Source organism: Amycolatopsis vancoresmycina, from assembly GCF_000716785.1.
GTDB classification, from domain to species: Bacteria; Actinomycetota; Actinomycetes; order Mycobacteriales; family Pseudonocardiaceae; genus Amycolatopsis; species Amycolatopsis vancoresmycina.
On record NZ_JNYY01000006.1, the window covers coordinates 279,793 to 303,876 of the forward strand.

The 24,084-nt window shown below is 72.1% G+C and carries 31 protein-coding genes; 10 read left to right on the forward strand and 21 right to left on the reverse strand.

The annotated features are described in order from the left end of the window. Positions 1–2: 2 nt before the first annotated feature. The 3 genes from OO60_RS16360 to OO60_RS16370 all read right to left on the reverse strand — a co-directional run bounded on the left by OO60_RS16360 (position 3) and on the right by OO60_RS16370 (position 2,263). Positions 3–644: a zinc ribbon domain-containing protein gene (locus OO60_RS16360; protein WP_033261600.1), complete on the reverse strand. Its 642-nt coding sequence runs from the start codon at positions 642–644 to the stop codon at positions 3–5. Then, positions 641–1,612: a M48 family metallopeptidase gene (locus tag OO60_RS16365; RefSeq protein WP_033261601.1), complete on the reverse strand. Its 972-nt coding sequence runs from the start codon at positions 1,610–1,612 to the stop codon at positions 641–643. The genes OO60_RS16360 and OO60_RS16365 overlap by 4 nt, the downstream gene beginning before the upstream one ends. Before the next feature lie 198 nt (positions 1,613–1,810). Further along, on the reverse strand, positions 1,811–2,263 hold the full coding sequence (locus tag OO60_RS16370) for a MarR family winged helix-turn-helix transcriptional regulator (protein WP_003067813.1): 453 nt from the start codon (positions 2,261–2,263) through the stop codon (positions 1,811–1,813). A 48-nt stretch (positions 2,264–2,311) separates the two neighbouring features. Here OO60_RS16370 and OO60_RS16375 point away from each other — a divergent pair, with 48 nt between their 5' ends. The 3 genes from OO60_RS16375 to OO60_RS16385 all read left to right on the forward strand — a co-directional run bounded on the left by OO60_RS16375 (position 2,312) and on the right by OO60_RS16385 (position 5,612). Further along, on the forward strand, positions 2,312–2,779 hold the full coding sequence (locus OO60_RS16375; protein ID WP_003067816.1) for a DUF1579 family protein: 468 nt from the start codon (positions 2,312–2,314) through the stop codon (positions 2,777–2,779). A gap of 98 nt (positions 2,780–2,877) precedes the next feature. Further along, a complete protein-coding gene (locus tag OO60_RS16380; protein ID WP_051767714.1) occupies positions 2,878–4,740 on the forward strand; it encodes an ATP-binding cassette domain-containing protein in 1,863 nt (620 codons plus the stop codon). Next, positions 4,737–5,612 (forward strand): alpha/beta fold hydrolase, encoded by an 876-nt coding sequence (locus OO60_RS16385; protein ID WP_004558536.1) that lies wholly within the window; start codon positions 4,737–4,739, stop codon positions 5,610–5,612. Before OO60_RS16380 ends, OO60_RS16385 begins: the two co-directional genes overlap by 4 nt. 120 nt (positions 5,613–5,732) lie before the next feature. Here the strand turns inward: OO60_RS16385 and OO60_RS16390 are convergent, their stop codons facing one another. Both OO60_RS16390 and OO60_RS16395 read right to left on the reverse strand, forming a co-directional pair. Next, on the reverse strand, positions 5,733–6,488 hold the full coding sequence (locus tag OO60_RS16390; protein WP_425304649.1) for a 2-keto-4-pentenoate hydratase: 756 nt from the start codon (positions 6,486–6,488) through the stop codon (positions 5,733–5,735). Next, entirely contained in the window at positions 6,485–7,291 is an 807-nt protein-coding gene (locus OO60_RS16395; protein ID WP_033261733.1) for a 2-keto-4-pentenoate hydratase, read from the reverse strand. The genes OO60_RS16390 and OO60_RS16395 overlap by 4 nt, the downstream gene beginning before the upstream one ends. 138 nt (positions 7,292–7,429) lie before the next feature. Here OO60_RS16395 and OO60_RS16400 point away from each other — a divergent pair, with 138 nt between their 5' ends. The 3 genes from OO60_RS16400 to OO60_RS16410 are packed head-to-tail and all read left to right on the forward strand — an operon-like array spanning position 7,430 to position 8,987. Beyond that, a complete protein-coding gene (locus OO60_RS16400) occupies positions 7,430–7,933 on the forward strand; it encodes a VOC family protein (RefSeq protein WP_004558533.1) in 504 nt (167 codons plus the stop codon). A 56-nt stretch (positions 7,934–7,989) separates the two neighbouring features. Then, positions 7,990–8,562 (forward strand): hypothetical protein, encoded by a 573-nt coding sequence (locus OO60_RS16405; protein ID WP_004558532.1) that lies wholly within the window; start codon positions 7,990–7,992, stop codon positions 8,560–8,562. Between the two features lie 23 nt (positions 8,563–8,585). Beyond that, complete coding sequence (locus OO60_RS16410) at positions 8,586–8,987, forward strand: CoA-binding protein (protein WP_004558531.1); 402 nt, start codon at positions 8,586–8,588, stop codon at positions 8,985–8,987. Here OO60_RS16410 and OO60_RS16415 read toward each other — a convergent pair. The 13 genes from OO60_RS16415 to OO60_RS16475 form a co-directional block, all read right to left on the reverse strand. Next, positions 8,984–9,511, reverse strand: coding sequence for an NHL repeat-containing protein (locus tag OO60_RS16415; protein WP_004558530.1), 528 nt, complete (start codon positions 9,509–9,511; stop codon positions 8,984–8,986). The two genes, OO60_RS16410 and OO60_RS16415, sit on opposite strands and share 4 nt — an antisense overlap. A 74-nt stretch (positions 9,512–9,585) precedes the next feature. Continuing rightward, positions 9,586–10,146 carry a GvpL/GvpF family gas vesicle protein gene (locus OO60_RS16420; protein ID WP_004558529.1) on the reverse strand — a complete coding sequence of 187 codons (561 nt, stop codon included), beginning with the start codon at positions 10,144–10,146 and terminating at the stop codon, positions 9,586–9,588. After that, entirely contained in the window at positions 10,143–10,469 is a 327-nt protein-coding gene (gene gvpJ, locus OO60_RS16425; protein ID WP_004558528.1) for a gas vesicle protein GvpJ, read from the reverse strand. Before gvpJ (OO60_RS16425) ends, OO60_RS16420 begins: the two co-directional genes overlap by 4 nt. Beyond that, the gene (locus OO60_RS16430; protein WP_004558527.1) at positions 10,466–10,699 is read right to left on the reverse strand and encodes a gas vesicle protein K; all 234 of its coding nucleotides are present in this window, start codon (positions 10,697–10,699) and stop codon (positions 10,466–10,468) included. Before OO60_RS16430 ends, gvpJ (OO60_RS16425) begins: the two co-directional genes overlap by 4 nt. Beyond that, positions 10,696–10,929 (reverse strand): gas vesicle protein GvpJ, encoded by a 234-nt coding sequence (gene gvpJ / locus OO60_RS16435; RefSeq protein WP_004558526.1) that lies wholly within the window; start codon positions 10,927–10,929, stop codon positions 10,696–10,698. Before gvpJ (OO60_RS16435) ends, OO60_RS16430 begins: the two co-directional genes overlap by 4 nt. Beyond that, positions 10,922–11,656, reverse strand: a complete 735-nt coding sequence (locus tag OO60_RS16440) for a GvpL/GvpF family gas vesicle protein (protein WP_004558525.1) — start codon at positions 11,654–11,656, stop codon at positions 10,922–10,924. The genes gvpJ (OO60_RS16435) and OO60_RS16440 overlap by 8 nt, the downstream gene beginning before the upstream one ends. Next, positions 11,653–11,937, reverse strand: a complete 285-nt coding sequence (locus tag OO60_RS16445) for a gas vesicle protein (RefSeq protein ID WP_004558524.1) — start codon at positions 11,935–11,937, stop codon at positions 11,653–11,655. Before OO60_RS16445 ends, OO60_RS16440 begins: the two co-directional genes overlap by 4 nt. Before the next feature lie 16 nt (positions 11,938–11,953). Continuing rightward, on the reverse strand, positions 11,954–12,283 hold the full coding sequence (gene gvpO / locus OO60_RS45865; RefSeq protein WP_004558523.1) for a gas vesicle protein GvpO: 330 nt from the start codon (positions 12,281–12,283) through the stop codon (positions 11,954–11,956). Between the two features lie 185 nt (positions 12,284–12,468). Beyond that, on the reverse strand, positions 12,469–13,149 hold the full coding sequence (locus OO60_RS16455) for a response regulator transcription factor (RefSeq protein ID WP_004558522.1): 681 nt from the start codon (positions 13,147–13,149) through the stop codon (positions 12,469–12,471). Next, the gene (locus OO60_RS16460) at positions 13,149–14,537 is read right to left on the reverse strand and encodes a sensor histidine kinase (RefSeq protein WP_244885525.1); all 1,389 of its coding nucleotides are present in this window, start codon (positions 14,535–14,537) and stop codon (positions 13,149–13,151) included. Before OO60_RS16460 ends, OO60_RS16455 begins: the two co-directional genes overlap by 1 nt. Before the next feature lie 70 nt (positions 14,538–14,607). Then, a complete protein-coding gene (locus OO60_RS16465; RefSeq protein ID WP_033261603.1) occupies positions 14,608–15,330 on the reverse strand; it encodes a type 1 glutamine amidotransferase in 723 nt (240 codons plus the stop codon). Then, positions 15,323–16,552, reverse strand: a complete 1,230-nt coding sequence (locus OO60_RS16470) for a MurT ligase domain-containing protein (protein WP_209441386.1) — start codon at positions 16,550–16,552, stop codon at positions 15,323–15,325. Before OO60_RS16470 ends, OO60_RS16465 begins: the two co-directional genes overlap by 8 nt. A gap of 56 nt (positions 16,553–16,608) precedes the next feature. Next, positions 16,609–17,499: an NADP-dependent oxidoreductase gene (locus tag OO60_RS16475; protein ID WP_081656098.1), complete on the reverse strand. Its 891-nt coding sequence runs from the start codon at positions 17,497–17,499 to the stop codon at positions 16,609–16,611. A 78-nt stretch (positions 17,500–17,577) separates the two neighbouring features. Between OO60_RS16475 and OO60_RS16480 the strand changes: the two genes are divergently transcribed. The 4 genes from OO60_RS16480 (at position 17,578) to OO60_RS16495 (ending at position 21,888) form a co-directional block, all read left to right on the forward strand. Continuing rightward, entirely contained in the window at positions 17,578–18,144 is a 567-nt protein-coding gene (locus OO60_RS16480) for a TetR/AcrR family transcriptional regulator (RefSeq protein ID WP_004562350.1), read from the forward strand. A gap of 688 nt (positions 18,145–18,832) precedes the next feature. Further along, entirely contained in the window at positions 18,833–19,615 is a 783-nt protein-coding gene (locus OO60_RS16485) for an IclR family transcriptional regulator (protein ID WP_004562351.1), read from the forward strand. A gap of 22 nt (positions 19,616–19,637) precedes the next feature. Beyond that, positions 19,638–21,326: an L-lactate permease gene (locus tag OO60_RS16490; protein WP_004562352.1), complete on the forward strand. Its 1,689-nt coding sequence runs from the start codon at positions 19,638–19,640 to the stop codon at positions 21,324–21,326. A 10-nt stretch (positions 21,327–21,336) separates the two neighbouring features. Continuing rightward, positions 21,337–21,888: an HD domain-containing protein gene (locus OO60_RS16495; RefSeq protein WP_004562353.1), complete on the forward strand. Its 552-nt coding sequence runs from the start codon at positions 21,337–21,339 to the stop codon at positions 21,886–21,888. Here the strand turns inward: OO60_RS16495 and OO60_RS16500 are convergent. Genes OO60_RS16500 through OO60_RS16510 form a run of 3 tightly spaced genes read right to left on the reverse strand, consistent with a single transcriptional unit; the run spans position 21,885 to position 23,965 of the window. Then, positions 21,885–23,150 (reverse strand): RNA polymerase sigma factor, encoded by a 1,266-nt coding sequence (locus tag OO60_RS16500; RefSeq protein ID WP_004562354.1) that lies wholly within the window; start codon positions 23,148–23,150, stop codon positions 21,885–21,887. The genes OO60_RS16495 and OO60_RS16500 overlap by 4 nt on opposite strands. Positions 23,151–23,189: 39 nt before the next feature. Further along, the gene (locus OO60_RS16505) at positions 23,190–23,540 is read right to left on the reverse strand and encodes a YciI family protein (protein ID WP_004562355.1); all 351 of its coding nucleotides are present in this window, start codon (positions 23,538–23,540) and stop codon (positions 23,190–23,192) included. Beyond that, a complete protein-coding gene (locus OO60_RS16510; RefSeq protein ID WP_004562356.1) occupies positions 23,540–23,965 on the reverse strand; it encodes a YciI family protein in 426 nt (141 codons plus the stop codon). The genes OO60_RS16505 and OO60_RS16510 overlap by 1 nt, the downstream gene beginning before the upstream one ends. Positions 23,966–24,084 lie beyond the last annotated feature (119 nt).

Consider the following 24,084-nt stretch of genomic DNA (forward strand, 5'->3'; position numbering starts at 1 on the left):
CGTCACTCCCGTTTGGTGCCGCACGACGGGCAGAACCGGGCCTCCGCGCTGACCTGCGCCCCGCAGTGGGAACAGTAGATCTTGACCACGGGCGGGCCGGCCGGGACCGGCTGCGGCGGCCCGGCGGGCACGCCCGCCGCGAACGGCGGGGCGAAGACCGGCTGGCCGTACGGTGGCTGCCCGGGCGGCAGCAGCTGCGGCGGGGCCGGCGCGGGCCCACCGCGTTCCGCGAGCTGGTGCGCGGCCTCGGTGAGGAACTCCTCGGACTGGAGCAGCGCGTCGTCGTGCAGCCCGGTCTGCCGGATGTCCCGCCACAGCTGGCCGAGTTTGACCTTCCAGGTCAGCTGCTCGGTGCCGACCGGGATGCCGAAGACGCCCGCCGACAGCCGGACCATCGTGGTGCCCGCCTGCGGCACCAGCTCGATCTTCAGCGCGCCCCGGTGCTGCCCGATCGGCCGGAACGACCGCTCGTGGATGCTGATTTCCCAGCTGGGCGGCAGGTAGTAGCCGTAGTTCATCATCATGCGCGGCTGCCCGGCGACTTCGCGTTCGGGGCCGGCGAAGTGGTTCATGATCCGGTGCGCGACCGGGGTGAGATCGGGGAGCGCCACCGACACGATGCGCTCGGTCTTGAGCAGGTTCATTCGGCTCGGCCTTCCAGCGCGGCAGGGGTGGACCGCGCTTCCAGCACGGGTGTGACGGGGGTGCCGCAGGCCTGGCAGAACCGCCAGTCCGGCCGGATCTGCACGTGGCAGTGCGCGCACCTCGCGCCGGCCAGCTGCCGCCGTTCGTCCATCGCGCCGGTGAGAATGCGGAACGAGTCCGACTTCGTCCAGTCCTGCAGGTATTTGACCCTGGCGATCGGCACCGGGTGGGTGCTCATCGACCGGGTCTCGTAGTTGATGAGTTTGTTCCACACCGAGTTGGATTTGAAGGCGTCGAACTCGTGCGTCTGCGCCTCGAACTCCTCGATGTCGACGTCACCCGGCAGCCATTTCGGGATCCCGACCATGTGAAAGATCGCGCGCCGCATCGCGTCCGGTCCGCCGGTGCACATCGCGGCGGCGCGATCCGCGGACAACTCGCTCTTCCGCTGCCAATTCAGCAGGGTTTCCTGCAATGCGAGCATGGCCACGCCGCTCACCTGCTTGACCCCCGGGATCATCGACACGAGCGTCACGCCGCCCAGTCCCGCGAGCTGGGCCATCTGCCGGTAGAGCACGTGGTCGAACGCGATGTGGCCGCACTCGTGCGCGATCACCGCCCGGACCTCCTGCTCGTCGAGGCACTCGAGGAGTTCGCTGTACAGCACGATCATCGGCTGTTCCCGGCCGATCGTCATGGCGTTCGGCTGGCCGGCCATCAGGTACATCTCGGGCACGGCGATGCCCAGCGCGTCGCAGATCGGCGGCAGCATCCGGTAGTACTCGGGCAGCTGCCGCGGGCCGAGCCGGACGGCGTTCGACAACAGGAAATGCCGCCACACCTTGTCCGAATACACCTTGCTGTAGGCGGCAACGGCGGTCTGGAGCAGCGGCACGGCTTCCAGTGCGGAACGGGCCGTGCGGTCCATCGGGTGCATGAGATCGCGGAGCTGGAAGTTGACCGCCATGCGCTCTCCATATCCGACCGACGTGCGCCGGACGCTGCCACCGACACTTACGCAGAACACGCAAGACGGTACCGCAGCTTCGCCGGATCGGAACAGGGAACCGACATCCGAAAAACGACAGCTGCGCGACAAAGAAATGTCGAACGTTCTCTGGTCGTGAGTTTTTCCTGCCAGGAGATCCCGTTCAGGCGGGTATTGTCACGCCTGGGACAACCGCGACCGGTCCACCACCGCGCGCAATTGCTGCAGCGTGCGGAGTGTCGTCTCCAAATCCTCCTGGGACACCTCCGCCGCCACGTCCTCCGCCCACGCGACCTGCGTCTCCCCCAGGTCCCGCATCGCCGCGCGCGCCCGGCGCGTCAACGACAACACCGGCGCCCGCGCGTCGGCCGGGTTCGGCAGCCGGTCGAGCATTCCGTTGCGCAGCAGGCGGTTCACCGTCTCCTGGACGCTCTGCCGGCGCAGCCCGCGGCGGCGGGCCACCTCGGCCGCGGTCGCCGGGCCGTCCTCGAGGAAGCCGAGCACCTGCCACTGCGCCGCGGTGAGCCCGACCGGCGCGGTCAGGGCGTCGCCCGCCGCGAGGAACCCGCCGTTGCAGGCGAAGACCGCGTCGATCACGCGGGTGAACGTTTCGGCTCGGTGCGACCGCATGCGTGCTAGCCTCGCATATCGACAGGCACCTGTCGAAATGGAGACACCATGGACATGCCCCGCCTCGGTCCCGCGCACGAAGCGCTGAAGGCGTTCGTCGGCGACTGGACCGGCACCGAGGAGCTCGCCGCCTCGCCGTGGGCGCCGGCCTCGACCGCGCACGCGGACTGCGAGTACCGGCTGGCGCTCAACGGTTTCGCGGTGGTCCAGCACTACCGGCAACGCCGGGAAGACGGCTCGGAGTTCCTCGGCCACAACGTCTTCACCGCCGATCCGGACACCGGCGAGACGCTCTGGTACGGCTTCGACAGCTACGGTTTCCCACCCGAGTCACCCGCCCGCGGCGGCTGGACCGGTGGCACGCTGACCCTCGAAAAGAAGACCGCGCGCGGGATCGCCCGGCACCGGCTCACGCCGGACGGCGGGACGCTGACGCACGAAATCGCCATCCGGATGGGTGAAAACCCGACGTACAGCCCGTTTTTGCGCGCGCGGTACACCCGGAAGGAGCAGTAGCGGGCCCGGAACTGTCGGACCCCCGGAGTACAGATGGGGGCGTGACCGATACCACCACCACGGACCCGCCCCCGCTGATCGGGGTCGAGAACGTGAAGATGCCCGAGTGGGCGCGCGTCGACGAACGCGTGGCCGCCGCGGGCTTCGGCCAGGCCGTGCGGGCGCTGCCCACCGCGGTCTCGGTCGTGCTGCGCCTGGCGTGGCGGACATCGCCACGGCTGACGCTGCTGGCCGCCGTCGTGCACGTCGTTTCGGGCTGTGTCACGGCGTTCGGGCTGCTCGCCACCGCGAACGTCTTCACCGCGCTGCTCGAACAAGGCCCGACCCCGGAACGCGTGCTGCAGTCGCTGCCGGCGATCGCGGTCGTCACCGGGTCGTACGCGGCGCGCGCGCTGCTGGACGCGGCCGTCGCCGCCGTCGAGGGAGCGCTGCGGCCGCGGGTGACAGCGGCGGCGGACGACGCGGTGACGGCCGCGGTCGTGCGCGTCGGGCTGATCGCGTTCGAGGACGCGGACTTCCGGGAGCTGGCGCGGCAAGGCGCGCGGTACGGTGTCCACGCCATCGAGACGAGCCTGCGCCGGCTGGCCGACCTGACGTCGTCGACGATTTCGCTCGTGGCGGCGATGATCACGGCGGGGCTGCTCGACCCGTGGCTCGCGCCGGTGCTGCTGCTCGCCGCCGCGGCCGACGGCTGGGCCGCCGCGCGGGTGGCGAAGCTGAACTACCGGCACTACGTCGACACCGTCGGGCGCAACATCCGCAAGTCGGTCGTGGAAGAGGTCGCCACCTGGCGCTCGATGGCCCTCGAACGGCACGCACTGACGTTGCAGGAGCCGCTGCTCGGCGAGTACCGGCGCATCTCGCGCAGCCTCACGCGCGAGGAGATCCGGCTGGCGCACCGGAGCAACCTGGTGCGCACCACCGGGCGGGCGGCCGCCGGCCTGGGCACGGCCGTCGCGTACCTGGTGCTCGGCTGGCTGCTCTACACCGGCGGCATGGAGCTGGCGCTGGCCGGCACGGCGGTGCTGGCGATGCGCACGGCGTCGACGGCGCTGTCGAGCACCATGCGCGCGGTCAACTCGCTGTACGAGGACTCCTTCTACATCGGGTTCTACAACCAGCTGCTCGTGGAGTCGGAGAAACGGCAGCACCCGCCGACGTCGGTCACCGCGCCCGCCGACCCCGGCGAGATCCGGCTGGACGGCGTCACGTTCACCTACCCCGGCGGGAAGACCCCGGCCCTGCGGGACGTCTCGGTGACGATCCGGCGCGGCGAGGTCGTCGCGCTGGTCGGCGAGAACGGCTCGGGCAAGACCACCCTCGGCAAGCTCCTCACCGGGCTCTACCCGCCGGACGAGGGCACGGTCCGCTGGGACGACGTCGACCTGGCGCGCGCGGACCCGGCGTCGGTGCACGCGAACATCGCGGTGATCGCGCAGGAACCGGCGGAGTGGCCGATGACCGCGGCGAACAACATCACGGTCGGGCGGCTCGGCCGGGCCGACCCGGACGGGCTGGCGTGGCAGGAGGCCGTCGGCCACTCGGGCGCGGACGAGGTGATCTCGGGCCTGCCCGGCAAGGAGCACACGGTCCTGTCGAAGAAGTTCGACGAGGGCCACGACCTGTCCGGCGGCCAGTGGCAGCGCATGGGCATCGCCCGCGGCATCTACCGCGACGCCGCGGTCCTGGTGGCCGACGAGCCGACGGCGGCGCTCGACGCCCGCGCCGAAGCCCGGGTGTTCGCCGGGCTGCAGCACGCGAGCCGCTCGGGCCGCGGCCGCCGCACGACGGTGCTGGTGACGCACCGGCTGGCCAACATCCGGTCGGCCGACCGGATCCTGGTGCTGGAAAAAGGAAGGCTGATCGAAGAAGGTACCCACGACGAGCTGATCCGCGCCGGCGGGATCTACCACGAGCTGTACGAGATCCAGGCCCGCGCCTACCGGAACGAGCCACCATGACCGAGCACCTGACGCGCGTCAACGGCGTCGAGCTGTGCCACGAGGCGTTCGGCGCCCCCGGCGCGCGGCCGCTCCTGCTCATCATGGGCCTCGGCGCCCCGATGATCTGGTGGGACGAGGAGTTCTGCACGGACCTGGCCGAGCGCGGATTCCGGGTGATCCGGTTCGACAACCGGGACGCCGGGCGGTCGAGCCGGATGCGCGGACGGGCGAACCTCGCGCAGGCGTACGTGCTGCGCAGCGCGCCCTACTCCCTGGCGGACATGGCCGACGACGCCGCCGGGCTGCTGGACGCGCTGGGCGTCCCCGCCGCGCACGTGGCCGGAGCGTCGATGGGCGGGATGATCGCGCAGACCCTGGCCATCCGGCACCCGGCGCGGGTGCGGTCCCTGACGTCGATCATGTCGAGCACCGGCGGCCGCCTGGTCGGCCGCCCGAGCCCGCGGACGATGCCGATGCTGCTCACGGCGCCCCCGCGGACCCGCGCGGACTACGTCGAGCTGCTGGTGCGCACGTTCCGGCTGATCGGTTCGCCGGGCTACCCGTTCGACGAGGACCGGATGCGACGGCGGGCCGAGCGCACGTACGACCGAGGCGTACCCCCGGGCGGCTCGTTGCGCCAGCTCGCCGCGATCATGGCCGACCGCGACCGCACCCCGCTGCTGCGAAGGGTCCGCGTACCGGCTCTGGTGGTGCACGGCGCCCGCGACCCGTTGGTGCACCCCTCGGGCGGCCGCGCCACGGCCCGGGCAATCCCAGGGGCAGACCTCGACATCATCCCCGGCATGGGCCACGACCTGCCCCGCGCAGTCTGGCCGCGGGTGATAACGGGCATCAGCCGCATCGCCGACCGCGCCGACACCGCAGGCTGATGCACCCACACCCCAGTCCAGTACGCGTCACTCGCGTGATCAGACACGGATCTCGCGTGATTGGGCGCGGATCTCGCGTGATTGGCGGGGCATCTCGCGTGATTGGTGGGGCATCAGGCGTCAGGTGGTGAGGGTCAGGGAGCCCAGGTGGGAGAAGTGGGCCGCGATGCGGGAGGCGCGGTGGAGCGGGACCGCGTCCGTCATGCCGCCGGTCAGGACCAGCCAGCCCGGCTCCAAAGCCAAGCCGCGCGCTGCCAGGGTGTTCGCCGCCAGGGCCAGCGCTTCCGCCGGGTGGCCCTGGACCGCCGCTCCCGTTGCCGTGTCGACGATCTGGCCGTCGACCTCCAGCAGGGTCGCCTCGAGCGAAAGGTCCAGCGAAGCGGGCGGCAGGCCCACCGGGCCGACGCTGAAGTACGCCGACGAGCCGTTGTCCGCCACCGCGTCCGGGAGGGTGAAGCGGTAGTCCTCGTACCGGCTGTCGATCACCTCGATGCCGCCGTACACGCGGTCGACCGCGGCCAGGGCCGTCGCCGCCGTGACGCCGGGTCCGGCCAGGCGGCGGCCCAGCACGAACACCAGCTCCGGCTCCGCACGCGGATGAATGAGTGGCGGCACCGGCACGCCCGCCGGCAGCACCATCGCGTCCGTCAGCCAGGCCAGCAGCGGTGAATCGATCCCCATCCGCTGTTGCTTGGCCCGCGAGGTCAGCCCCAGCTTCACCCCGACGAGCGTCTCGCCGCGCGCCCGCCGCTGCCGCAGCGCCTCGTCCTGGATCGCGTACGCCGTGTCGACGTCCAGGTCCGGCCACTCGGCGGAGAGCGGCGCGCGCTCCGAAACCGTCCCCAACAGCGCAGCCGCCGCCTCGCGCACGTTCACGATTCCTCCGAAGCAGGAGCAGGAGCGAAGACCGCCGTGACGCTGCCGATCCCGGCGATCGTGGTGACGATCGTGTCGCCCGGGGACACCGGGATCGCCCGGGTCATCGAGCCCGGCAGCACGACGTGACCCGGCTCGAGGGTGACGCCCAACGGCCCCACCGTGTTCGCCAGCCACACCAGCGAGTTCACCGGCGACCCGAGCACCGCGCCGCCCGCGCCGGTCGCCGCCACCGTTCCGTTCTGGTACAGCACGCAGCCCGCCAGCCGCAGATCCACCGACCCCAACGAGGTCGGGCTGCTGCCCAGCACCACCCCGCCGGACGACGCGTTGTCGGAGATCGTGTCGAACAGCGAGATCTTCCAGTCCTGGATGCGGGAGTCGACGATCTCCAGCGACGGCAGCACGAAGTCGACCGCCCGCACCGCGTCGGCGACCGTCACGCCCGGGCCGCGCAGGGCCGAGCCGAGCACGAACGCGATCTCCGGCTCGATCCGCGGCTGCAGGAACGCCGACGTCGGGATCGGCTGGTGCTCCAGGTGGAACATGCTGCCGGTGAGGTGCCCGTAGTCGGGCTGGTCGACGCCCATCTGCCGCTGCATCGCCGCCGACGCGAGGCCGACCTTGTGCCCGCGGACGGCGTCGCCGCCCTCGCCCCAGCGGCGCACCTGCTCCTGCTGGATCCGGTAGGCGTCCTCGACGCCCGCGTCGGGGTACGTCTTGATCAGCGGCTCGATCGGCTCGCGCGTGGCATAGGCCCCCGCCAGCGCCGACGCGGCCTCCTGCACCTTGCTGACATCCACCACCGGGACTCTGCCGTGCGCGCCTCCCGCACACAAGCGGCGATGTTCCGTCCAGCGGAACTCTCGCCAGACAACCTCTTGCGCGCGAGATAAATCAGGCGTAGCGTCGGGGACACACCAGGAAGGGACGTGAGGGACATGGCACCGACCCCGGCCGAGGTCACCAAGCTCGCCGAAGCCCGCGACGCGCTGCGCGAGCGCCACCTGCGCCCGGCCGCCGAACGCCCGGCGACGAACGGGCGCGGCATCCACCACACCGCGCTGATCTCCAGCGACGTCGAGCGGACCATCGAGTTCTACCAGGACGTCCTCGGCTTCCCGCTCACCGAACTCATCGAGAACCGCGACTACCCCGGCTCCAGCCACTTCTTCTTCGACGTCGGCAACGGCAACGCGGTCGCCTTCTTCGACCTGCCCGGGCTGGACCTCGGCCCGTACGCGGAGGTCCTCGGTGGACTGCACCACCTGGCCCTGTCCGTCACGCCCGAACGGTGGAGCGCGATCAAGGACAAGCTCGACGAGGCCGGCGTGCAGTACCTGCTGGAGAGCAAGACCTCCATCTACCTGTCCGATCCGGACGGTGCCCGCGTCGAGCTGATCTCCGACCCGCTCGGCGAGATGTACGGCGAGAAGATCGGCTGAAAGCGTGGTCCCGGCGTCGCGCGCCAATTAGCCTGTGCGCGACGTCTGGAGGTTCGATGTCCGATTGGTCGCTCTCGCGCGCGAAGGCGCGGCTCGATCGCCGCGAGGTGCTCGACGAACTCACCGCACGTACCCGGTTCGAGGTGCGGCTGCACCTGAACGAACCGGCGACGAACGGCGCCTACGACGAGCTGACGAGCATCTTCGCGATCGGGCACGGCGAGTGCGCGGCCCTCCTCAAGCACCACCGGCTGCTGCCGTGGTGGGAGCGCGCGCTGCTGTTCCGCTACGCGCGGCGCATGCACGGCAAGGCGATCATGCGCAGTGTCGGCGTCGTCCCCGCCGAGGTGGCCCCGCAGGCGGCCCGCGCGTTCGGCGCCGAGATCGCGGAGCTGGCCCCCGGCTCCGGGGACACCGGCGCCAAGTACGACCTGCAGGGCCGTGGCCTGCTGACCGTGTTCCGGATCGCGGTCGGCGCCAAGGGCGAAATCTGGCCCGACCGCCACGAGGTGGCGACGACGTCCGCCCGCAACATCCTGACCTGCGCCGCGACCTTCGCCCACCGGAAGCCGTGGCACGTCGTGTGGCCGGTCTACCGCGTGCGCGGCCTGCGGCTCTGGAAGCTTTGACGCCGGCGAAGCGTTCCACCGGTATGAACGCAGAGGAGATCCTCGCCGGCGCGAAGACCATCGCCGTCGTCGGCCTGAGCCGCGATCCGGCCAAGGCCGCGCACGGCGTCCCGGCGGTCCTGCAGGCGCACGGCTTCCGGATCATCCCGGTGCACCCGACCGCGACCGAGCTGCTCGGCGAAAAGGCGTACCGGTCGCTGAAGGACATCCCCGAGCCGGTGGACCTCGTCGACGTCTTCCGGCCGTCGCCCGAAGCGCCGGGCATCGCCCGCGAAGCCGTCGAAATCGGCGCCAAAGCGCTGTGGCTGCAGCAGGGCATCGTCTCCGCCGAAGCGCGCCGCATCGCCGAAGAGGGCGGGCTCGCCTACGTCGAAAACCGGTGCACCGCCGTGGTCCGCGCGACCGCCTCGATCTCGAAGCGCTAGCCGGACGCTCCGAAGTGGACGATTCGGTGGTTGCCCGGCTCGGCGACCCAGACACCGCCCGCGCCGTCGTCGGCCATGTCCCGAGGTGAGCTGATCGGCTCGGTCGTGTCGGACAGCGCGGCGCCCGTGCGGGTGTCGAACCGGGCCACCCGCCCGGTGTCGTCGACCAGCAGCCGCCCGGCGCGGTCGAGCGCGACGCCGCGGGGCCGGACCAGGCCGACGAATTCGCGCGTGAAGCCGCCCCACCACGAGAACTGCACCACGCGGCGGTTTCCGGTGTCGGCGACGTAGACGTTGCCCGCCGCGTCGACGGCGACCGCTTCCGGCGCCTTGAGCCGCCCGGCCAGGACGCGCACGAGCGCGCCGTCGCGGGTGAATGCCTGCACGCGGTCGTTGCCCGTGTCGGCCACCCACACGCGGCCGCGCGCGTCGACGGCGATCCCGGACGGCGCGCGGAACTGCCCGGGCCCGGCGCCGGGCCCGCCGAAGGCCCGCGGGAGCGCCGCGACTTCACTGCTGGTCACGGCACCAGGATCACCGGCGGCGAGCCACCGCAGCCAGGGCCGTGACCAGTGTTCAGCGACTGTTCCGCCCCCGCTCACCAGCTCCAGCGGGAGCACGTCCGCCGGTCGAGGAAGCTGTACGCGGGCAGCGGCCCGAGCCAGTCCGCCTGGACGCCGTCGTCGCGAGCCAGCCCGGCGACCGCGTCGCGGACGACGAGCAGGTCACCCAGCCCGACCAGGAACGCCCACCGCTCGTCGGCGCTCTCGCCGGCGGGCAGCGCCACGGAGTCGCGGGCGCGTTCGGCGACCCGCGAGAGCAGGACGTCCGAGCGGGCCGCCCGCCACGCCGACCCGGGTTCGGTGAACCGCAGGCAGACGTGCACCTCGGCCAGCCCGTCGAGCCGGTCGAGGTCGGCGCGGTAGGCGCCGGCGGCCGGGGCGAGCACCTCGGTGCGGACGGTCTCCTCGTCTTCGGCCACGGTGCCGAACCGGACCGGCAGCACCGGGCCGCCCTCGACGAGCGCGGACACCACCGCCAGGTGCGCCGCCGGGTCGGGCTCGGGATCGCCGACGACCATCGCGAGGTCCTCCCAGCACACCGTCCGCGGCGCACGCGGGTGCCCGGCCCGCACGACGCCGTAGAGCTGCAGCGTCACGGCTGTTCGACGGGGATGGCGGGCTCGACCGGCACCGCGACGGCCGGTGTCGGTGGCGGCGGCGGGATCAGCCCGACGGTCTGCCCGAGCCCGATGGAGACCTGCCCGGGGTTGGGCTGCTGCCCCTGCGCGTTCACCCGCTGCATCGCCTCGAGGTAGCGGATGTAGGTGTCGACGCTGGCGATCACGACCCTGGCCTCGATCGACAGCAGCTCGATCCCGATCAGGGACACCTTCACCGTGGCGTCGATGACGAGTCCCTTGTCCAGCAGGACGTTGAGGGTGTCGGTGAGGGTGCCACCGGTCTGGCCCGGTCTGGTCACTTCGCTCCTTCGGTCGCAGGGATTTCGTCGAGGGCGGCGCGGATCTCGGCGAACCGGAGCTCCAGCGCGATCAGGGCCTGGCCGAGCGCTTCGACCTGGTCCGGGGTGAGGGTGCCGGCGTCGAGCCGGCGCAGCGCCTGCCGCTCCAGCACCTCCTTGAGGATGTCGAGCACGGTGACGACCAGGTGCCCGAGCCCACGGCCGGCGTCGGCGGCGATGCGCTGGGTCATCCGGGTGTCCCTTCGATGCCGAGCAGCAGCAACCGCAGGTCGAGCCGCACGAGATCGATGCCGGCCAGCGAGATGATCACGTCCCCGGTGACGACGGCCCCGCGGTGCACGACCCGGTCGAGCAGGTCGACGACGGCCTCGGCGGCGTTGGTGCCGCTCGGCGTGAAGACCTCGGCGAGCAGGTCGTCCCCCACCGCCGCGGGCAGCCCCGGCACCCCGGTGTCAGGCATCGGCGGCCACGCCGAGCTTGACGTCCGTGAACGAGTACGGCGGCCACGGGCCCGACGTCTCCACCGTGGCGCCCGCCGCGCGCAGCTCGCGGGCGAACCACTCCACCTCCGCGTGGAACTCCGCCTCGCGGCTCGTCTCCACCAGGTACGCCGTGTTCACCAGCACGCCGTGGGGCCGCGCGCGCCCCACGCTGTCCGCCGCCTGCCTGCGCAGGGCCTCCTCGAGCCGGTCCGCCGCGCCGACCACGTCTTCGCGGGCTCGCTGGATCGCCTTCAGCCGCTCGCGGCGCCTGACCAGGTACTGCGTGCCCGTCAGGCCCGCCGCGTCCGGGCGGGTGGTCGCGGCCGGTTCCGTGTGCCGGATCCGGATGCCCCACTCGCGGTGGCCGGCCACCTCGTCGAGGCAGTCGCGGGCCTGGTCGTACCCCGCCGCCAGCAGCCGGCGGGCCGCGTCCTCACCGTCGAGGACCGTGCCGAACCGCAGCGGCAGCACCGGCTCGCTGCGGAACACCGCGCGCACCACCGCGTCGTGCTCGCGGGCGAGCTCGGCGAGCGTGCCGTCGACCGGGTCGAGCGTGTCGATGCGGTCGAAGCGGGCCGGCGCCACCTCGGAGACCACCACGCCGAGGTCGCGGTAGCCGATGAGCCGCGGCGCCGGGTCCACGTCCCAGGTGGACGGCCGGTTGCGGGTGATCGCGTACGCGCAGAGCCAGTTTCCGGTGCTCACCGGGGTTCTTCCTTCCCGCCCGGCACGGGCAGCCGGGCCTCCAGATCGGCGACGCGGGCCGCCAGTTCACGGCGTTCGGCATTCGGCGCGAAGAACGGGTCGTTCGTCCACCAGTCCATGCCCATTTCACGGGCGGTCTGCGCGGACGCGATGAAGAGGCGGATCCGCAGGGTCAGCAATTCGACGTCGACCACGCTGACGCCGATGTCACCGGCTATCACGACACCCTTGTCGAGCACGCGTTCCAGAATGTCCGCCAACGAATCGGACGAAGCGGCCAATCTGTCGACCTTCCTTTCAGGAATCGGTGGTGCCCCGCGTGAACCGCCGCAGCCGCTCGCACGCGGCGAGTTCGCCGTCCGCGTCGACGTCCACCCGGTAGGTGGCCATCACGCTGGTGGAGTCCGGGATCCGGGCCAGCTCGACGACGTCGAGGAGCACGGACCAGGCCCCGTTGCCACGGCTGCGGATCCCGGTCACCGCGTGCGGGGTCTGGCCCGTCACCACGCCGAACTGGGCCGTCGCCGCCTGGATGGCGTCGGCGGCGCGGAGCCGGGAAACGGATTTCCCGGCGGGTTCCGGCGTATTGTTGTCGAGGGCAGGGAAAGGTGGTGGCGATTCCGTCATCGCTTTCCTCGTCGCGGGTGGGTGGCCCACGGTAGCAACCGGGAGGATCACGTGCACGGCGGTCGCGGCACGGTATTTTTCACCGGTTCGCGCGCACGATTGGGCAATACGCGGCAACCCGGGGAGACAAACGGCGCAACGCCGGAACCGCCACCGGAACCAATTTCCGGTAAACGGTCTTCACGTCACGATCGGGTAACGTCCACCAGCCGGTAGCCCACCCCGCGCACCGTCTCGATGGTGTGCGTGCCGAACGGCGCGTCGATCTTGCGCCGCAGGTACCCGATGTACACCTCGACGACGTTCTCGTCGCCGTCGTAGTGCGCGTCCCAGACGTGGCCGAGGATCTCGTTCTTCGACAACGCCGTTCCCGCGCGCCGCAGCAGGAACTCCAGCAACCCGAACTCCCGCGCGGTCAGCTCGATCCGCTTCTGTCCCCTGTGGACGGTCCGGGCGGAGGGGTCGAGCCGCAGGTCGCCCGCCTCCAGCACGGCCGGGCGGGCCGGCGCGCCGCGGCGCAGCAGCGCCCGCAGCCGCGCGATGAGCACGACGAACGAGAACGGCTTGGAGAGGTAGTCGTCGGCGCCGAGGTCGAAGGCGTCGGCTTCGTCGTACTCGCCGTCCTTCGCCGTCAGCATCAGCACCGGCGTCCAGTTCTCCGCCGCCCGCAGGCGTTTGAGCACCTCGTAACCGGACAGCTCGGGCAGCATGATGTCGAGCACCACGACGTCGTACTCGTGCTCGGTCGCCCGCCAGAGGCCCTCGCGACCGGTGTGCGCGACGTCGGCGGTGAAGCCCTCGGCGACCAGGCCCCGCCGCAGCGTCTCCGCGAACTCGCGCTCGTCCTCCACGATCAGCAGGCGCACTACTCCTCCTTCGGCAGTTCGATCACCGGCAGCTCGATCACGAACCGCGCACCGGGCTCCTCCGACGCGGCGTAGCACGCCCGGCCGCCGTGGCGCGCCGCGATGCCGGCCACGATCGGCAGGCCCAGCCCGGTGCCGCCGTGCCCGCGCTGCCGCGACGCGTCGAGCCGGACGAACCGCTCGAAGATCCGCTCCCGGTCGGCGGGCCCGACGCCGGGGCCGTCGTCGCTCACCTCGACGACGGCGAGGTCGCCGCGCACCGCGCTGCTGACGCGGATGCGCGTGCGCGCGTGCCCGCGGGCGTTGTCGACCAGGTTGCGCACCGCCCGCCGCAGCTGGGCCTCGCTGCCGTGCACCTTCGCCGGCCCAGCCCGGACCTCGACGTCCAGTGTGCTCTCGCCGCGCAGCCGCTCGGCCTCGGCGCGGACGATGTCGTCGAGGTCGACCTCGGTGCGCTGCGGCCGGTCGGTCGTGTCGTCGGTGCGGGCGAGCATGAGCAGGTCGTCGACGAGCTCGCGCAGCCGCGCGGTTTCGCGGCCGATCACCGGCACCAGGTCGCCGGTGCTTTCCGGGTGCCGCCCGGAGACGTCGAGCGCGGTGCTGATCGTCGACAGCGGCGAGCGCAGCTCGTGGCTGGCGTCGGCGACGAACCGGCGTTGCGCGGCCTGCGCCGACGCCAGCCGCCCGAGCATCTCGTTGAGCGTCACGGCCAGCCGGTGCACCTCGTCGCCGCCCGGCGGCAGCGGCACGCGCGCGGTGAGGTCGCGTGTGGAGATCTCCGCGACGGTCCGGCGCATCCGCTCGACCGGCCGCAGCGCCGAGCCGACCGCGCGGTACACCGCGAACCCGGCGATCGCCAGCAGCGGCACGGCGATCAGCCCGAGCAGCAGCGTCAGCCGCGTCGACGCCTCCGTCACCGGTTCCAGGGAGCGCGCGGAGATCACGGTGAACGGCCCGCCCGGCCCGTTCACCTCCTGCGACACCACGCGGTAGTCGTCGCTGTCGCCGTTCAGCCCCAGCGGGAGGGTCTCGATGACCTCGTGGCCGACGGCCGGGCGAGCCGTGGTCAGCGGCGGGTGCCCGACGATCGCCGGGTCGCTGGCGATCGGCTTGCCCCGCGCGTCCAGCACCTGCGTGACGGCCTCGGTGTCGCCGGTGCTGGCGACGTCGCTGGCGCTCAGGTCACGCGCGCCTTCGCGGACGAGCTGGATGGCGACCTGGCGCCCGGTGCTGCGGGCACTCTCGGTGACGCTGCGGTCGAGCGACTCCTCGAGCAGGATCACCACGACCACGCCCGCGGCGGCGACAGCCAGCGCGAGCGCGAACACCGCCACCGCGGTGGTGCGCATCCGGACGCCGGTCGCGGCGATGACCCTGCCGAGTTTCACCAACGCAGCGTAGCCACGAACGAGCGTCTCGCCCCGCCCGACCAGCCGCGGCACGCTCGTCGCCACCGGGTCACGCGCCTCGGCGGCGCCGGGCCACGGTCAGCCGTTCGCCGCGCAGGCGTTCGACCTCGGGCAGGCTCAACGGGCCGAGCGGGTGGCCGATCGTCCAGGCCAGCAGCAGGTCGGCCAGCGCGGGGTTGCGGGCGAGCGCCGGGCCGTGCAGGTAGGTGCCGACGACCCGGTCGGTCACCGCGCCCTCGGTGCCGTCGCCGTTTCCGGTGCCGCGCACCACCCGCCCGAGTGGTTCGCTGCCGGTGCCGAGCTTGCTGACGCCGAGGTGGTTCTCGAACCCGGTCAGCGCCTGCCCGTCCAGCAGCCGCGACGGCGTCGCGACCAGCTCGGCGACCGCGCGCTGCGGGCCGGGTTCGGTGGTGACGTCGAGCAGGCCGAGGCCGTCGTGGTCGACGCCGTCGAGGCCGCGGAAGCGGGTGCCGAGCACCTGCAGGCCGGCGCACACGCCGAAGACGACCGCGCCGCCCGCGACGGCCCGCCGCAGGCCGGGGTACTTGCGCAGGTGCGCGGCGGCCAGCGCCTGTGCGCCGTCCTCGCCGCCGCCGAGCAGGTACAGGTCCAAAGTGGACGGCACCGGGTCGCCGAGCCCGACCGGCACCACCTCGGCGTCGAGCCCGCGCCACTGCAGCCGCTTGCCGAGCACCTGCGCGTTGCCGGTGTCGCCGTAGGTGCCGAGCACCTCCGGCAACAGCAGTCCGATGTGGACGGTCGAGTCAGCCACCGGGCAGCCTGCCCACCAGGTCGCGGAACGCCGTGTAGTTGGCGACGAGCTCGACGGCGCCGGGCGGCAGCGTGTCGATCGCGGCGACCGCGTCCGGCTCGGCCCAGTGCGCGACCTCGGCGTAGCAGAGCCGGACGGACAGGTCGGCGCCGCGCTCGCCCGTCACGACCACCTGGCGCCCGCGGAGCCGTTCGAAGTGGACGTCCCACAGCCAGGACAGGTCGCGGCCGTCGGCCTCCTGCGCGTTGACCGCGACCACGACCGGGGTGTCCTCGTCCAGCACGCGCAGCGTCTCGACCCAGCCGGCCGGGTTCTTCGCCAGCATCAGCCGCACGGAGTGCCGCGACCGGCGGATCGTGCGGTAGCGCCCGCCGATGTCGGTGATGGTCCGCAGCCGCGCCGCGGCGGTGTGCGGCGGCACGCCGAGCCGGTGCGCGGCGGCGAGCGCGAGCGCGGCGTTCGCGCGGTTCACCTCGCCGGGCAGCCGCAGGTCGAGGTCGACGTGGCGGCCGCCGGGGGTGACGACGAGGTCGCCGTCGAGCGTCCAGCCGGGCTCCGGCCGGGCGAGCCCGCACGCGCAGCCCCAGTGCCGCTCGTGGGTCTCGACGCGGCCTTCGCAACGCGGGCACGCGGTCGAGTCGCCGGTCCAGCGGCGGCCCGTGCTGACCCACACGAGCTTCGCGGCGGCGCTCGCCGCGGACGTCACCAGGACGTCGTCGCAGTTCGCGACGACGACAGTGCCGGGCAAGCCCGCGATGGCGGCCCGCAGGTCGCGTTCCATGGCGCGGACCTCGCCGACCCGGTCCAGCTGGTCGCGGCTCAGGTTGAGCAGGACGAGGACCGCGGGCCGGACCTGGTCGGCCACCCAGGGCAGGTAGGTCTCGTCGACCTCGAGCACGGCGTACGGGGCGTCGGGCCGGGCGGTCAGCGCGGCGAGGATGCCGTCGGGCATGTTCGCGCCGTCGCTGTTGGCGGCCACTTCGGCCAGGGTTTCCAACGCGCGGGTGATCATCAGGGAGGTCGTGGTCTTGCCGTTGGTGCCGGTGACGAGCACGACGGTGCGTTCCCGGCCGAGGCGCCGCAGAGCCTGCGGATCGAGGGCCAGCGTGACGCGGCCGCCGATCATGCCACCGCGGCCGAGCCCCGAACTGCGCGACAGCCAGGCGGTCAGCCGCCCGGCGGCCACGGACGCGCGGGTGCGGAGGGGACTTCGGAGGGACATCGGCTGGATGGTGCCTGCCGGGCCCTGTGATTTCCCTGAGTCCGTGACCCCGCTCTCTAGAGCGTGACGACGACCTTGCCGTGCACGTGCCGCCCGGCCTGCAGGGCGACGGCGTCCCGGATCCGCTCGACCGGGAAGACGGCGGCGACGGGCACGGTGAGCGCACCGGCGGCGATCGCGTCGGCGATCTTCGCCAGTGCCCCCGGCTCGGCCTCGGCGCCCCCGGTGGCCCGCACCCCGCCGGGCGGAGTGGGCCCGGCGGCGATCGTGGCGATCCGCTCGGGTGCGACGCCGAGCTCCAGCGCGGCCTCCGCCGTCTCGGTGCCGAAGAGGTCGACGGCCGCGGTGACGCCCCGGTCCCGGACGCGGTCCGCCAGGCCGGGCCCGTAGGTGACGGGCTCGGCGCCGAGCTCGCGCAGGAACGGGAAGGTGCCTTCGCCCGCGGTGCCGATGACGGTGGCGCCGGCGAGCTTCGCGAGCTGGACGGCGAAGATGCCGACGCCGCCGGCCGCGCCCCCGACCAGGACGGTGTCACCGGCCCGCAGGCCGGCCACGGCCAGCGCGGCGGCCGCGGAGGAGCCGGCCACCGGCAGCGTGCTCGCGACTTCGTCACTGACACCGTCCGGCGTGCGGAACAGCGGTTCGCCCGCTTTGACGACCACGAAGTCGGCAACGGCCCGTCCGAGCGCGCCACCGTAGACGCGATCGCCCGCGCCCGGCCCTTCGTCGATCACGCCGGCGAAGTCGTACCCGAAGCCGGACGGAAGGGTGACGCCGAACCGCGCGGCGGCCTCGGGCACGGCGGCAAGGCCCCAGTCCATCGGGTTCAGCCCGGCGGCGGTCACGCGCACGCGCACCTCGCCGGGGCCGGCGTGCGGCTCCGGGACGTCTCGCAGTTCGAGCACCTCGGGACCACCGAACTTCTGGTAGACGACGGCTCGGCTCACGGGGACCTCCTCGGTCATGGGACTTGGTCCCATCACCGTACACGGTTTGACGGGACCAAGTACCGTAAGCTGGCGGCCATGGGCCGCTGGGAACCGAACGCACCGGAGAGGCTGACCAGGGCCGCCCTCGACCTGTTCGCCGAGCGCGGCTACGAGAACACGACGGTGATCGACATCGCCCGGCGCGCGGGGCTGACGAAGAGCACGTTCTTCCGGCATTTCCAGGACAAGCGCGAGGTCCTCTTCGGCGGCGGGACGATGGCGGAGCTGCTGAGCTCGGCGCTTGCGGCGGCGCCGGAGGCGGCCGGGCCGCTCGAGGCGCTGGGTTTCGCCATGGACGCGGTCGGGCGGGAGGCGTTCACGGCGGAGCGGAGGGAGTTCAGCGCGCTACGGCGGTCGGTGATCGCGGCGCACCCGGAGTTGCGGGAGCGGGAGGCGTTGAAGGGGCTGGCGCTGACGGGGGCGATGAGTGCGGCCTTGCGGGGGCGTGGGGTGCCGGAGCTGACTGCTTGCGTGGCCGCGGAGTTGGGGGCGTTGGCGATGGGGATTGCTTACGAGCGGTGGAGTTGCGGGAGTGCGGAGGAGTTCGGCGAGGCTGCGCGGCAGGCTCTCGACGAGGTTCGAGCGGCGGCGGCTGCGTTCTGAGTTGCCCCTTGGATTTGCCTGATCGGTGCCAAGGTGCCCGGCGCGCGAACACGGCCGCGTCGATCGGGTGCGTGCCGGATGTGATGGCCAGCGCGGGGATCGGATCGGGCCGCGCTAGCGGGCGAGCCGCGCCAGCGGGCGAGCCGCGCCAGCGGGCGAGCCGCGCCAGCGGGCGAGCCCGGCTTGCGACGTCAAGCCAGCGGGTCGCATAGGCGACTTGGGCGGGTCGCGGCAGTACCCCACCGGCCCGAAACCGCCCACCCGGTGCCCCCGTTGCTTTTGCAGTTCCCGCTCAAGGAGCTGTGGTCGCCAGGCCCGGCATGACTCGCGCCGCCGCGGGGGCGCCCCCCGGGTCCAGCGTATCGGCGCAAGCCGACAAGAACTCCGAAAAAAACGCGCCGCACAGCCGGTTTGTCCACATTGCCGACACCCTGTGCACAACCCTCCGCCCATTCACGCATATGAACAAACCCACCCTCGAACCCGTCGAACGCAGCCGTCCACAACTCCGCAACCGCCATAGGTAGGAAACTTAACCATCGGATGTTGAACCAATTAGCATCCACAACTACCCGCATTGTTGCGAAAAAATACAAGATCTTCCCCAGATACATCGGAGGTGTTACCGTCCAACCCCAGCCAGCGGAAAGGCGTACCGCTGAGCGGGAACTGTCCAACGGAGGGCAACGTGGGACCGGAGCGCGGGCTGGAACAAAGCGGGACGCTCGAACGCGGACTCGCCGTGCTGGAGCACGTCGGCAGGCACCAGGAGATTTCCACCAATGCGATCGCGCGGCAACTGGGGCTTTCCCGCAGTGCCGCCTACCGCATCGTCGGCACCCTGAAGAACCTCGAGTACCTCGAAGCCGACCAGGTCACCGGACGCGTGCGGCTCGGTACGCGGCTCGTCGAACTCGGGGCCCGCGCGATGGCCGCCACCGATCTGCACCGGTGTGCTCCGCGGTACCTCGCCTCGCTCGCCGAACGGTCCGGGGAGACCACCTACCTCGCCGTTCCCGACAACGACACCATGGTCTACGTCGCCACCGAACGCAGTGCCAGTGCCGTCACCCTCGCCTGCCGGCTCGGTACCCGGCGGCCGCAGCACGCCACGTCGCTCGGGAAGGCCTGGCTCGCCGCGCTGCCCGAGGCCGACCGGCTCGAACGGGTGCGGCGGATGAAGCTGGATCCGCTGACCCTCAAGACCATCAGCGATCCGCACCGGCTGCTCGACGAGCTCGCGAAGACCAGCCGCCGCGGGTGGGCGATCGACGAGGTCGAGAACGAGCCCGACGTCGGGTGCGTCGCCGCCGCCGTGCGGGACCACTCGGGGCGGCCGATCGCCGCCATCAGCATCGCCGGGCCCGCTCCGCGCGTGCTGCGGCGCCTCGACGAACTCGGCGCCTCCGTGGCCGGGACCGCCGCCGCCCTTTCCCTCCGGCTCGGGTACGTCCGGGGCCGGCCTGCCTGAGCACCCGGCAAAGGAGCCGATCGTGACGTGGATCCAGGACTACCAGCCGGCGGGCGGACTGTGGGTCTCCGCGCTGCTCGCCGCGCTGCCGATCATCGTGCTGCTGGTTTCGCTCGGCGTGATCCGCTTTTCCGCGCACCTCTCCGCGGCCCTCGCGCTGGTCACCGCGCTCGGTGTCGCCCTGCTGCTGTACCGGATGCCGGCCGCGCTGGCGTTCGACTCCGCGGCGATGGGGCTCGTGTTCGGCGTGTGGTCGGTGGCGTGGATCGCCTTCCACGCCGTGTACTTCCACAACGTCACCGTCGCCACCGGCCGGTTCGACGCGATCAAGCGCGTCCTCGCCGGGTTCAGCGAAGACCGGCGGCTGCAGGCGCTGCTCATCGCGTTCGGCTTCGGCGCGCTGCTGGAAGGCGTCGCGGGCGGCGGGTCGCCGATCGCGATCACCGCGGCGATGATGGCCGCGCTCGGGTTCCCGCCGGTCAAGGCCGTCGTGCTGGCGCTGCTGGCGAACACCGCGCCGGTCGCGTTCGGCGGCCTCGGCAACCCGCTGATCGTGCTCGGCAGGCTGACCGCGCCGATCATGCACCTCAAGCAGGACCAGGCGACCGAGCTGTTCTCGGCGGCCGTCGGGCGCCAGGTTCCGGTGCTGGCGCTGATCATCCCGGCGTTCCTGGTCGTGGTGCTGGCCGGCTGGAAGCGCATGCTCGAGGTGTGGCCCGCCGTGCTGACCGCCGGGCTCGCCTTCGCGGTCATGCAGTTCGTCGCGTCCAACTACATCAGCGCCAGCCTGGTCGACGTCCTCGCCGCGCTCACCGCGATGGCCGCGCTGTGGACACTGACCCGGTTCTGGCAGCCCGCCGCGGTGTGGCGCTTCGAGGGCGAAGAAGCGCCCGCGGTCAAGAGCCTCGGCGCCGCGCAGGCCGAGCGCGGGGCGCTCTACGCGTGGATGCCCTACATCATCCTGATCCTGGCGATCTTCCTGTCGCGGATCGGCACGATCTTCAAGAACCTGCCCGCCTGGCTCGACCTGACCAAGCTGCTGCACAAGGCCGACTGGGTCTTCGCGTGGCCGGGCCTGCACAACCACGTCGTGCAGCACCCGCCCATCACGGCGAAGAACACGCCGTACGCGGCGACGCTGACCGTCGACTTCCTGTTCTCGCCCGGCACGGTCGCGCTGGTCGCGGCGGTGATCGCCGGGTTCGCGATGGGCGCGCGGCCGGGCCTGCTGCTCAGGACGTACCGCAGCACGCTGTTCCAGATGCGCTGGGCGCTCGCGACGATCTTCATGATCCTGGCCATCGCGTTCGTGATGAACTACTCGGGCGCGACGCAGACGCTGGGCCTGGCCCTGGCGACGACCGGCGCGGTGTTCCCGCTGTTCTCGGCCTACATCGGCTGGCTCGGCGTGTTCCTGACCGGTTCGGACGCGTCGACGAACAGCCTCTTCGGCCCGATGCAGGTGATCTCGGCGCAGCAGCTGAACCTCAACCCGGTCCTCGCGGGCGCGACGAACACCTCGGGCGGCGTGATGGGCAAGATGATCTCGCCGCAGAACCTGTCGATCGGCGCGACGGCGATCGGGCAGAGCGGCAAGGAGGGCTCGCTGCTGCGGCAGACGTTCCTGTGGTCGCTGCTGCTCACCGCGGTGGTCGGGGTGATTTCGCTCCTCCAGGCGACGATCCTGACGGCGATGGTCCCGTCGCCATAGGCTGGGCGGCATGAGTGAGCCGCTGGCGTCCTTCGGTTACGAGCTCGGGCTCCTGAAACGCGTCAGGAGGTCCGGCTGGTGGCACGCGGGCGTCCGCGACCCGGAGTCGGTCGGCGAGCACAGCCTGCGTGCGGCCCAGCTGGCGGCGCTGATCGCGGTGGAGGAGGGCGCCGCCCCGGAGCGGGCAGCGTTCCTCGCGCTGTGGCACGACACGCAGGAGACGCGCACCGGCGACCTGCCGCTGACGGCCGGGGACTACCTGCGCAAGCCGGAGCCGCGCGAGATCACCGCCGACCAGACGGCCGCGCTGCCACCGCGGTCGCGTGACCTCGTGCGCGAGGCCGTCGACGAGTACGAGACGCGGGAGTCGGCGGAAGCGTGGTGCGCCAAGGACGCGGACAAGCTGGAGATGCTGCTGCAGGCCCTCGAATACCGGGACATCGGCGTGCGGCCGGTCGGCGAGTGGATCGAATCCGCGCAGAAGGGCCTGAAGACGGAGACCGCGCGGAAGATCGCCGAAGCGGCGTTGACGCTGTCGCCGCTCGCCTGGCGGGGCCGCTAGCGGCTCGCCGCCGTCGCGCGGTCCAGCAGCAGCGCGCGCTCGCGGGTGTTCTCCGTCAGCTCCGCCGCCCGCCGGAACTCCCGCTCGGCCTCCTCGAGCCTGCCCAGTTTCTGCAGGAGGTCGCCGCGGACGCTGGGCAGCAGGTGGTAGTCCTTCAGCGCGGGTTCGTCGGCGACCGCGTCGACCACCGCCAGGCCCGCCGACGGCCCGTACGCCATCGCCACCGCGACCCCCCGGTTCAGCTCGATCACCGGCGACGGCTGCAGCTTGCCGAGCCCTTCGTAGAGCGCCGCGATCCGCACCCAGTCCGTCTCCTCGGCCGTGCGGGCCCGCGCGTGGCAGGCCGCGATCGCCGCCTGGGCGGAGTACGGGCCGTACGCGCCCTCGGCGATTTCCTCCGACAGCGTCAGCGCCGCGAGGCCGTGCTGGATCAGGAACCGGTCCCAGCGGGAGCGGTCCTGGTCCAGCAGCAGCACCGGTTCGCCGTTCGGGGCGGTGCGGGCCTTCGCGCGGGACGCCTGCAGTTCCATCAGCGCGACCAGGCCGTGGACCTCCGACTCGCCCGGCATCAGCCCGGCGAGCACGCGGCCGAGCCGCATCGCCTCCTCGCACAGCGCCGGCCGCATCCAGTCGTCGCCGCGGGTGGCCGAATACCCCTCGTTGAACACCAGGTAGATGACCTCGAGCACGGACGACAGCCGGGCGACGCGCTCGTCGCCCTCCGGCACCTCGAACGGCACTTTCGCCGCCGAAAGCGCCTTCTTCGCCCGGACGATCCGCTGGGCGATCGTCGATTCGCGGACCAGGAACGCGCGCGCGATCTCGTCCGTGGTCAGGCCGCCGAGCATGCGCAGCGTCAGCGCCACCCGGGCCTGCGTGTTCAGCACCGGGTGGCAGGCGACGAACAGCAGGCGGAGGACGTCGTCCTCGATGTGGTCGTCGAGCGCGGCGTCGAAGTCGGGCAGGACGCCGTCGCCCAGCCGCTGGTCGCGCCCCACTTCCTCGAGCTTCTCCGCGTAGCGCTCGTTGCGGCGGAACTGGTCGACCGCGCGGCGCTTGGCGATGGTCATCAGCCACGCGCCGGGGTTGCGGGGCACGCCGGACTCCGGCCACTGCTCCAGCGCCGCGACCAGCGCGTCCTGGGCCAGTTCCTCGGCGAGGCCGACGTCACCGCGAGCCATCCGGGCCAGGCCCGCGATGAGCCGCGGCGACTCGATCCGCCAGACCGTTTCGACCGTTCTCCGGGTGTCCGCAACCGTCACCCGGCCATCAGACAGGCTGATTACGCGCGGTGCAACCCACTACTCGCTGATCGGGCGAATCTCCAGCACGCCGCTCTTCGCCCCGGGGTTGGGCGCCTGTTTCATCAGCGCGACGACGTCCTCCAGTGACTCGCCGTTCAGCACCCAGAAGCCGGCCACCAATTCCTTCGTCTCCGCGAAGGGGCCGTCGATGACCTTCGGCTCGACTTCGCCGTCGAAGACGACCCGCGCGCCTTCCGCGCTCGGCGTCAACCCGTCCACGAGCACGATCCGGCCTTCGCTGAACAGCCGGTCGTTGAACTTCGTCATCGCGGCCAGGTCCTCGGCGTCGGGCTTGAGGCCGGCCGCGTCGGCCTCGGCGTCGGCCTTCACCATCACCAGGAAGCGCATCACGCCTGCCCGGCGCTCTGCGCGCGGAGCCGGCCCTCCAGCGCTTCGAGCTCGGGCGTCATGTTCTCGTAGTCGGCCGCCTCGGCGACGCGCCGGATCTCGATCTCGCCGGGCCGGCCGCCGGGGTTGGGCATCCGCTTGATCCACTCGATGCACTCTTCGCGGTCGCGGCACTGGAGGATCCAGAAGCCGCCGACGAGTTCCTTCGTCTCGGCGAACGGGCCGTCGACGACCTTGGGCTCCTCGGTGCCGGAGAAGACGACCCGCGCGCCCTCCGAGCTCGGGGTGAGGCCTTCGCCGGCGAGCAGGATGCCGGCCTTGACCATCTCTTCGTTGAACTTCGCCATCTCCTCCAGCATCTCCGCGCTGGGGCCCTTGCCCGCCTCGGAGTCCTCGTTCGTCTTGACGATCACCATGAACCGCATGGCGGTCTCCCTTCGTTGCCGTTGCCTACGCGTCGAACGGCCGGCCGCTGGATCGACAGCCGGCGCCGAAAAACTTCCCGGGCGGAAAACTAGCAGCTCAGGCCCGTTCCGGGCGGACA

Bases quoted from the DNA above. Each gene is read 5' to 3' on its own strand.
- OO60_RS16375 (WP_003067816.1), top strand. From the start codon at position 2,312: ATGGACATGCCCCGCCTCGGTCCCGCGCACGAAGCGCTGAAGGCGTTC.
- OO60_RS16360 (WP_033261600.1), bottom strand. From the start codon at position 644: ATGAACCTGCTCAAGACCGAGCGCATCGTGTCGGTGGCGCTCCCCGAT.
- OO60_RS16505 (WP_004562355.1), bottom strand. From the start codon at position 23,540: ATGCGCTTCCTGGTGATGGTGAAGGCCGACGCCGAGGCCGACGCGGCC.
- OO60_RS16405 (WP_004558532.1), top strand. From the start codon at position 7,990: ATGTCCGATTGGTCGCTCTCGCGCGCGAAGGCGCGGCTCGATCGCCGC.
- OO60_RS16510 (WP_004562356.1), bottom strand. From the start codon at position 23,965: ATGCGGTTCATGGTGATCGTCAAGACGAACGAGGACTCCGAGGCGGGC.
- gvpJ (WP_004558526.1), bottom strand. From the start codon at position 10,929: ATGCCTGACACCGGGGTGCCGGGGCTGCCCGCGGCGGTGGGGGACGAC.
- OO60_RS16430 (WP_004558527.1), bottom strand. From the start codon at position 10,699: ATGACCCAGCGCATCGCCGCCGACGCCGGCCGTGGGCTCGGGCACCTG.
- OO60_RS16470 (WP_209441386.1), bottom strand. From the start codon at position 16,552: ATGTCCCTCCGAAGTCCCCTCCGCACCCGCGCGTCCGTGGCCGCCGGG.
- gvpO (WP_004558523.1), bottom strand. From the start codon at position 12,283: ATGACGGAATCGCCACCACCTTTCCCTGCCCTCGACAACAATACGCCG.
- OO60_RS16380 (WP_051767714.1), top strand. From the start codon at position 2,878: ATGCCCGAGTGGGCGCGCGTCGACGAACGCGTGGCCGCCGCGGGCTTC.
- OO60_RS16370 (WP_003067813.1), bottom strand. From the start codon at position 2,263: ATGCGGTCGCACCGAGCCGAAACGTTCACCCGCGTGATCGACGCGGTC.
- OO60_RS16365 (WP_033261601.1), bottom strand. From the start codon at position 1,612: ATGGCGGTCAACTTCCAGCTCCGCGATCTCATGCACCCGATGGACCGC.
- OO60_RS16480 (WP_004562350.1), top strand. From the start codon at position 17,578: ATGGGCCGCTGGGAACCGAACGCACCGGAGAGGCTGACCAGGGCCGCC.
- OO60_RS16495 (WP_004562353.1), top strand. From the start codon at position 21,337: ATGAGTGAGCCGCTGGCGTCCTTCGGTTACGAGCTCGGGCTCCTGAAA.
- OO60_RS16410 (WP_004558531.1), top strand. From the start codon at position 8,586: ATGAACGCAGAGGAGATCCTCGCCGGCGCGAAGACCATCGCCGTCGTC.
- OO60_RS16400 (WP_004558533.1), top strand. From the start codon at position 7,430: ATGGCACCGACCCCGGCCGAGGTCACCAAGCTCGCCGAAGCCCGCGAC.
- OO60_RS16385 (WP_004558536.1), top strand. From the start codon at position 4,737: ATGACCGAGCACCTGACGCGCGTCAACGGCGTCGAGCTGTGCCACGAG.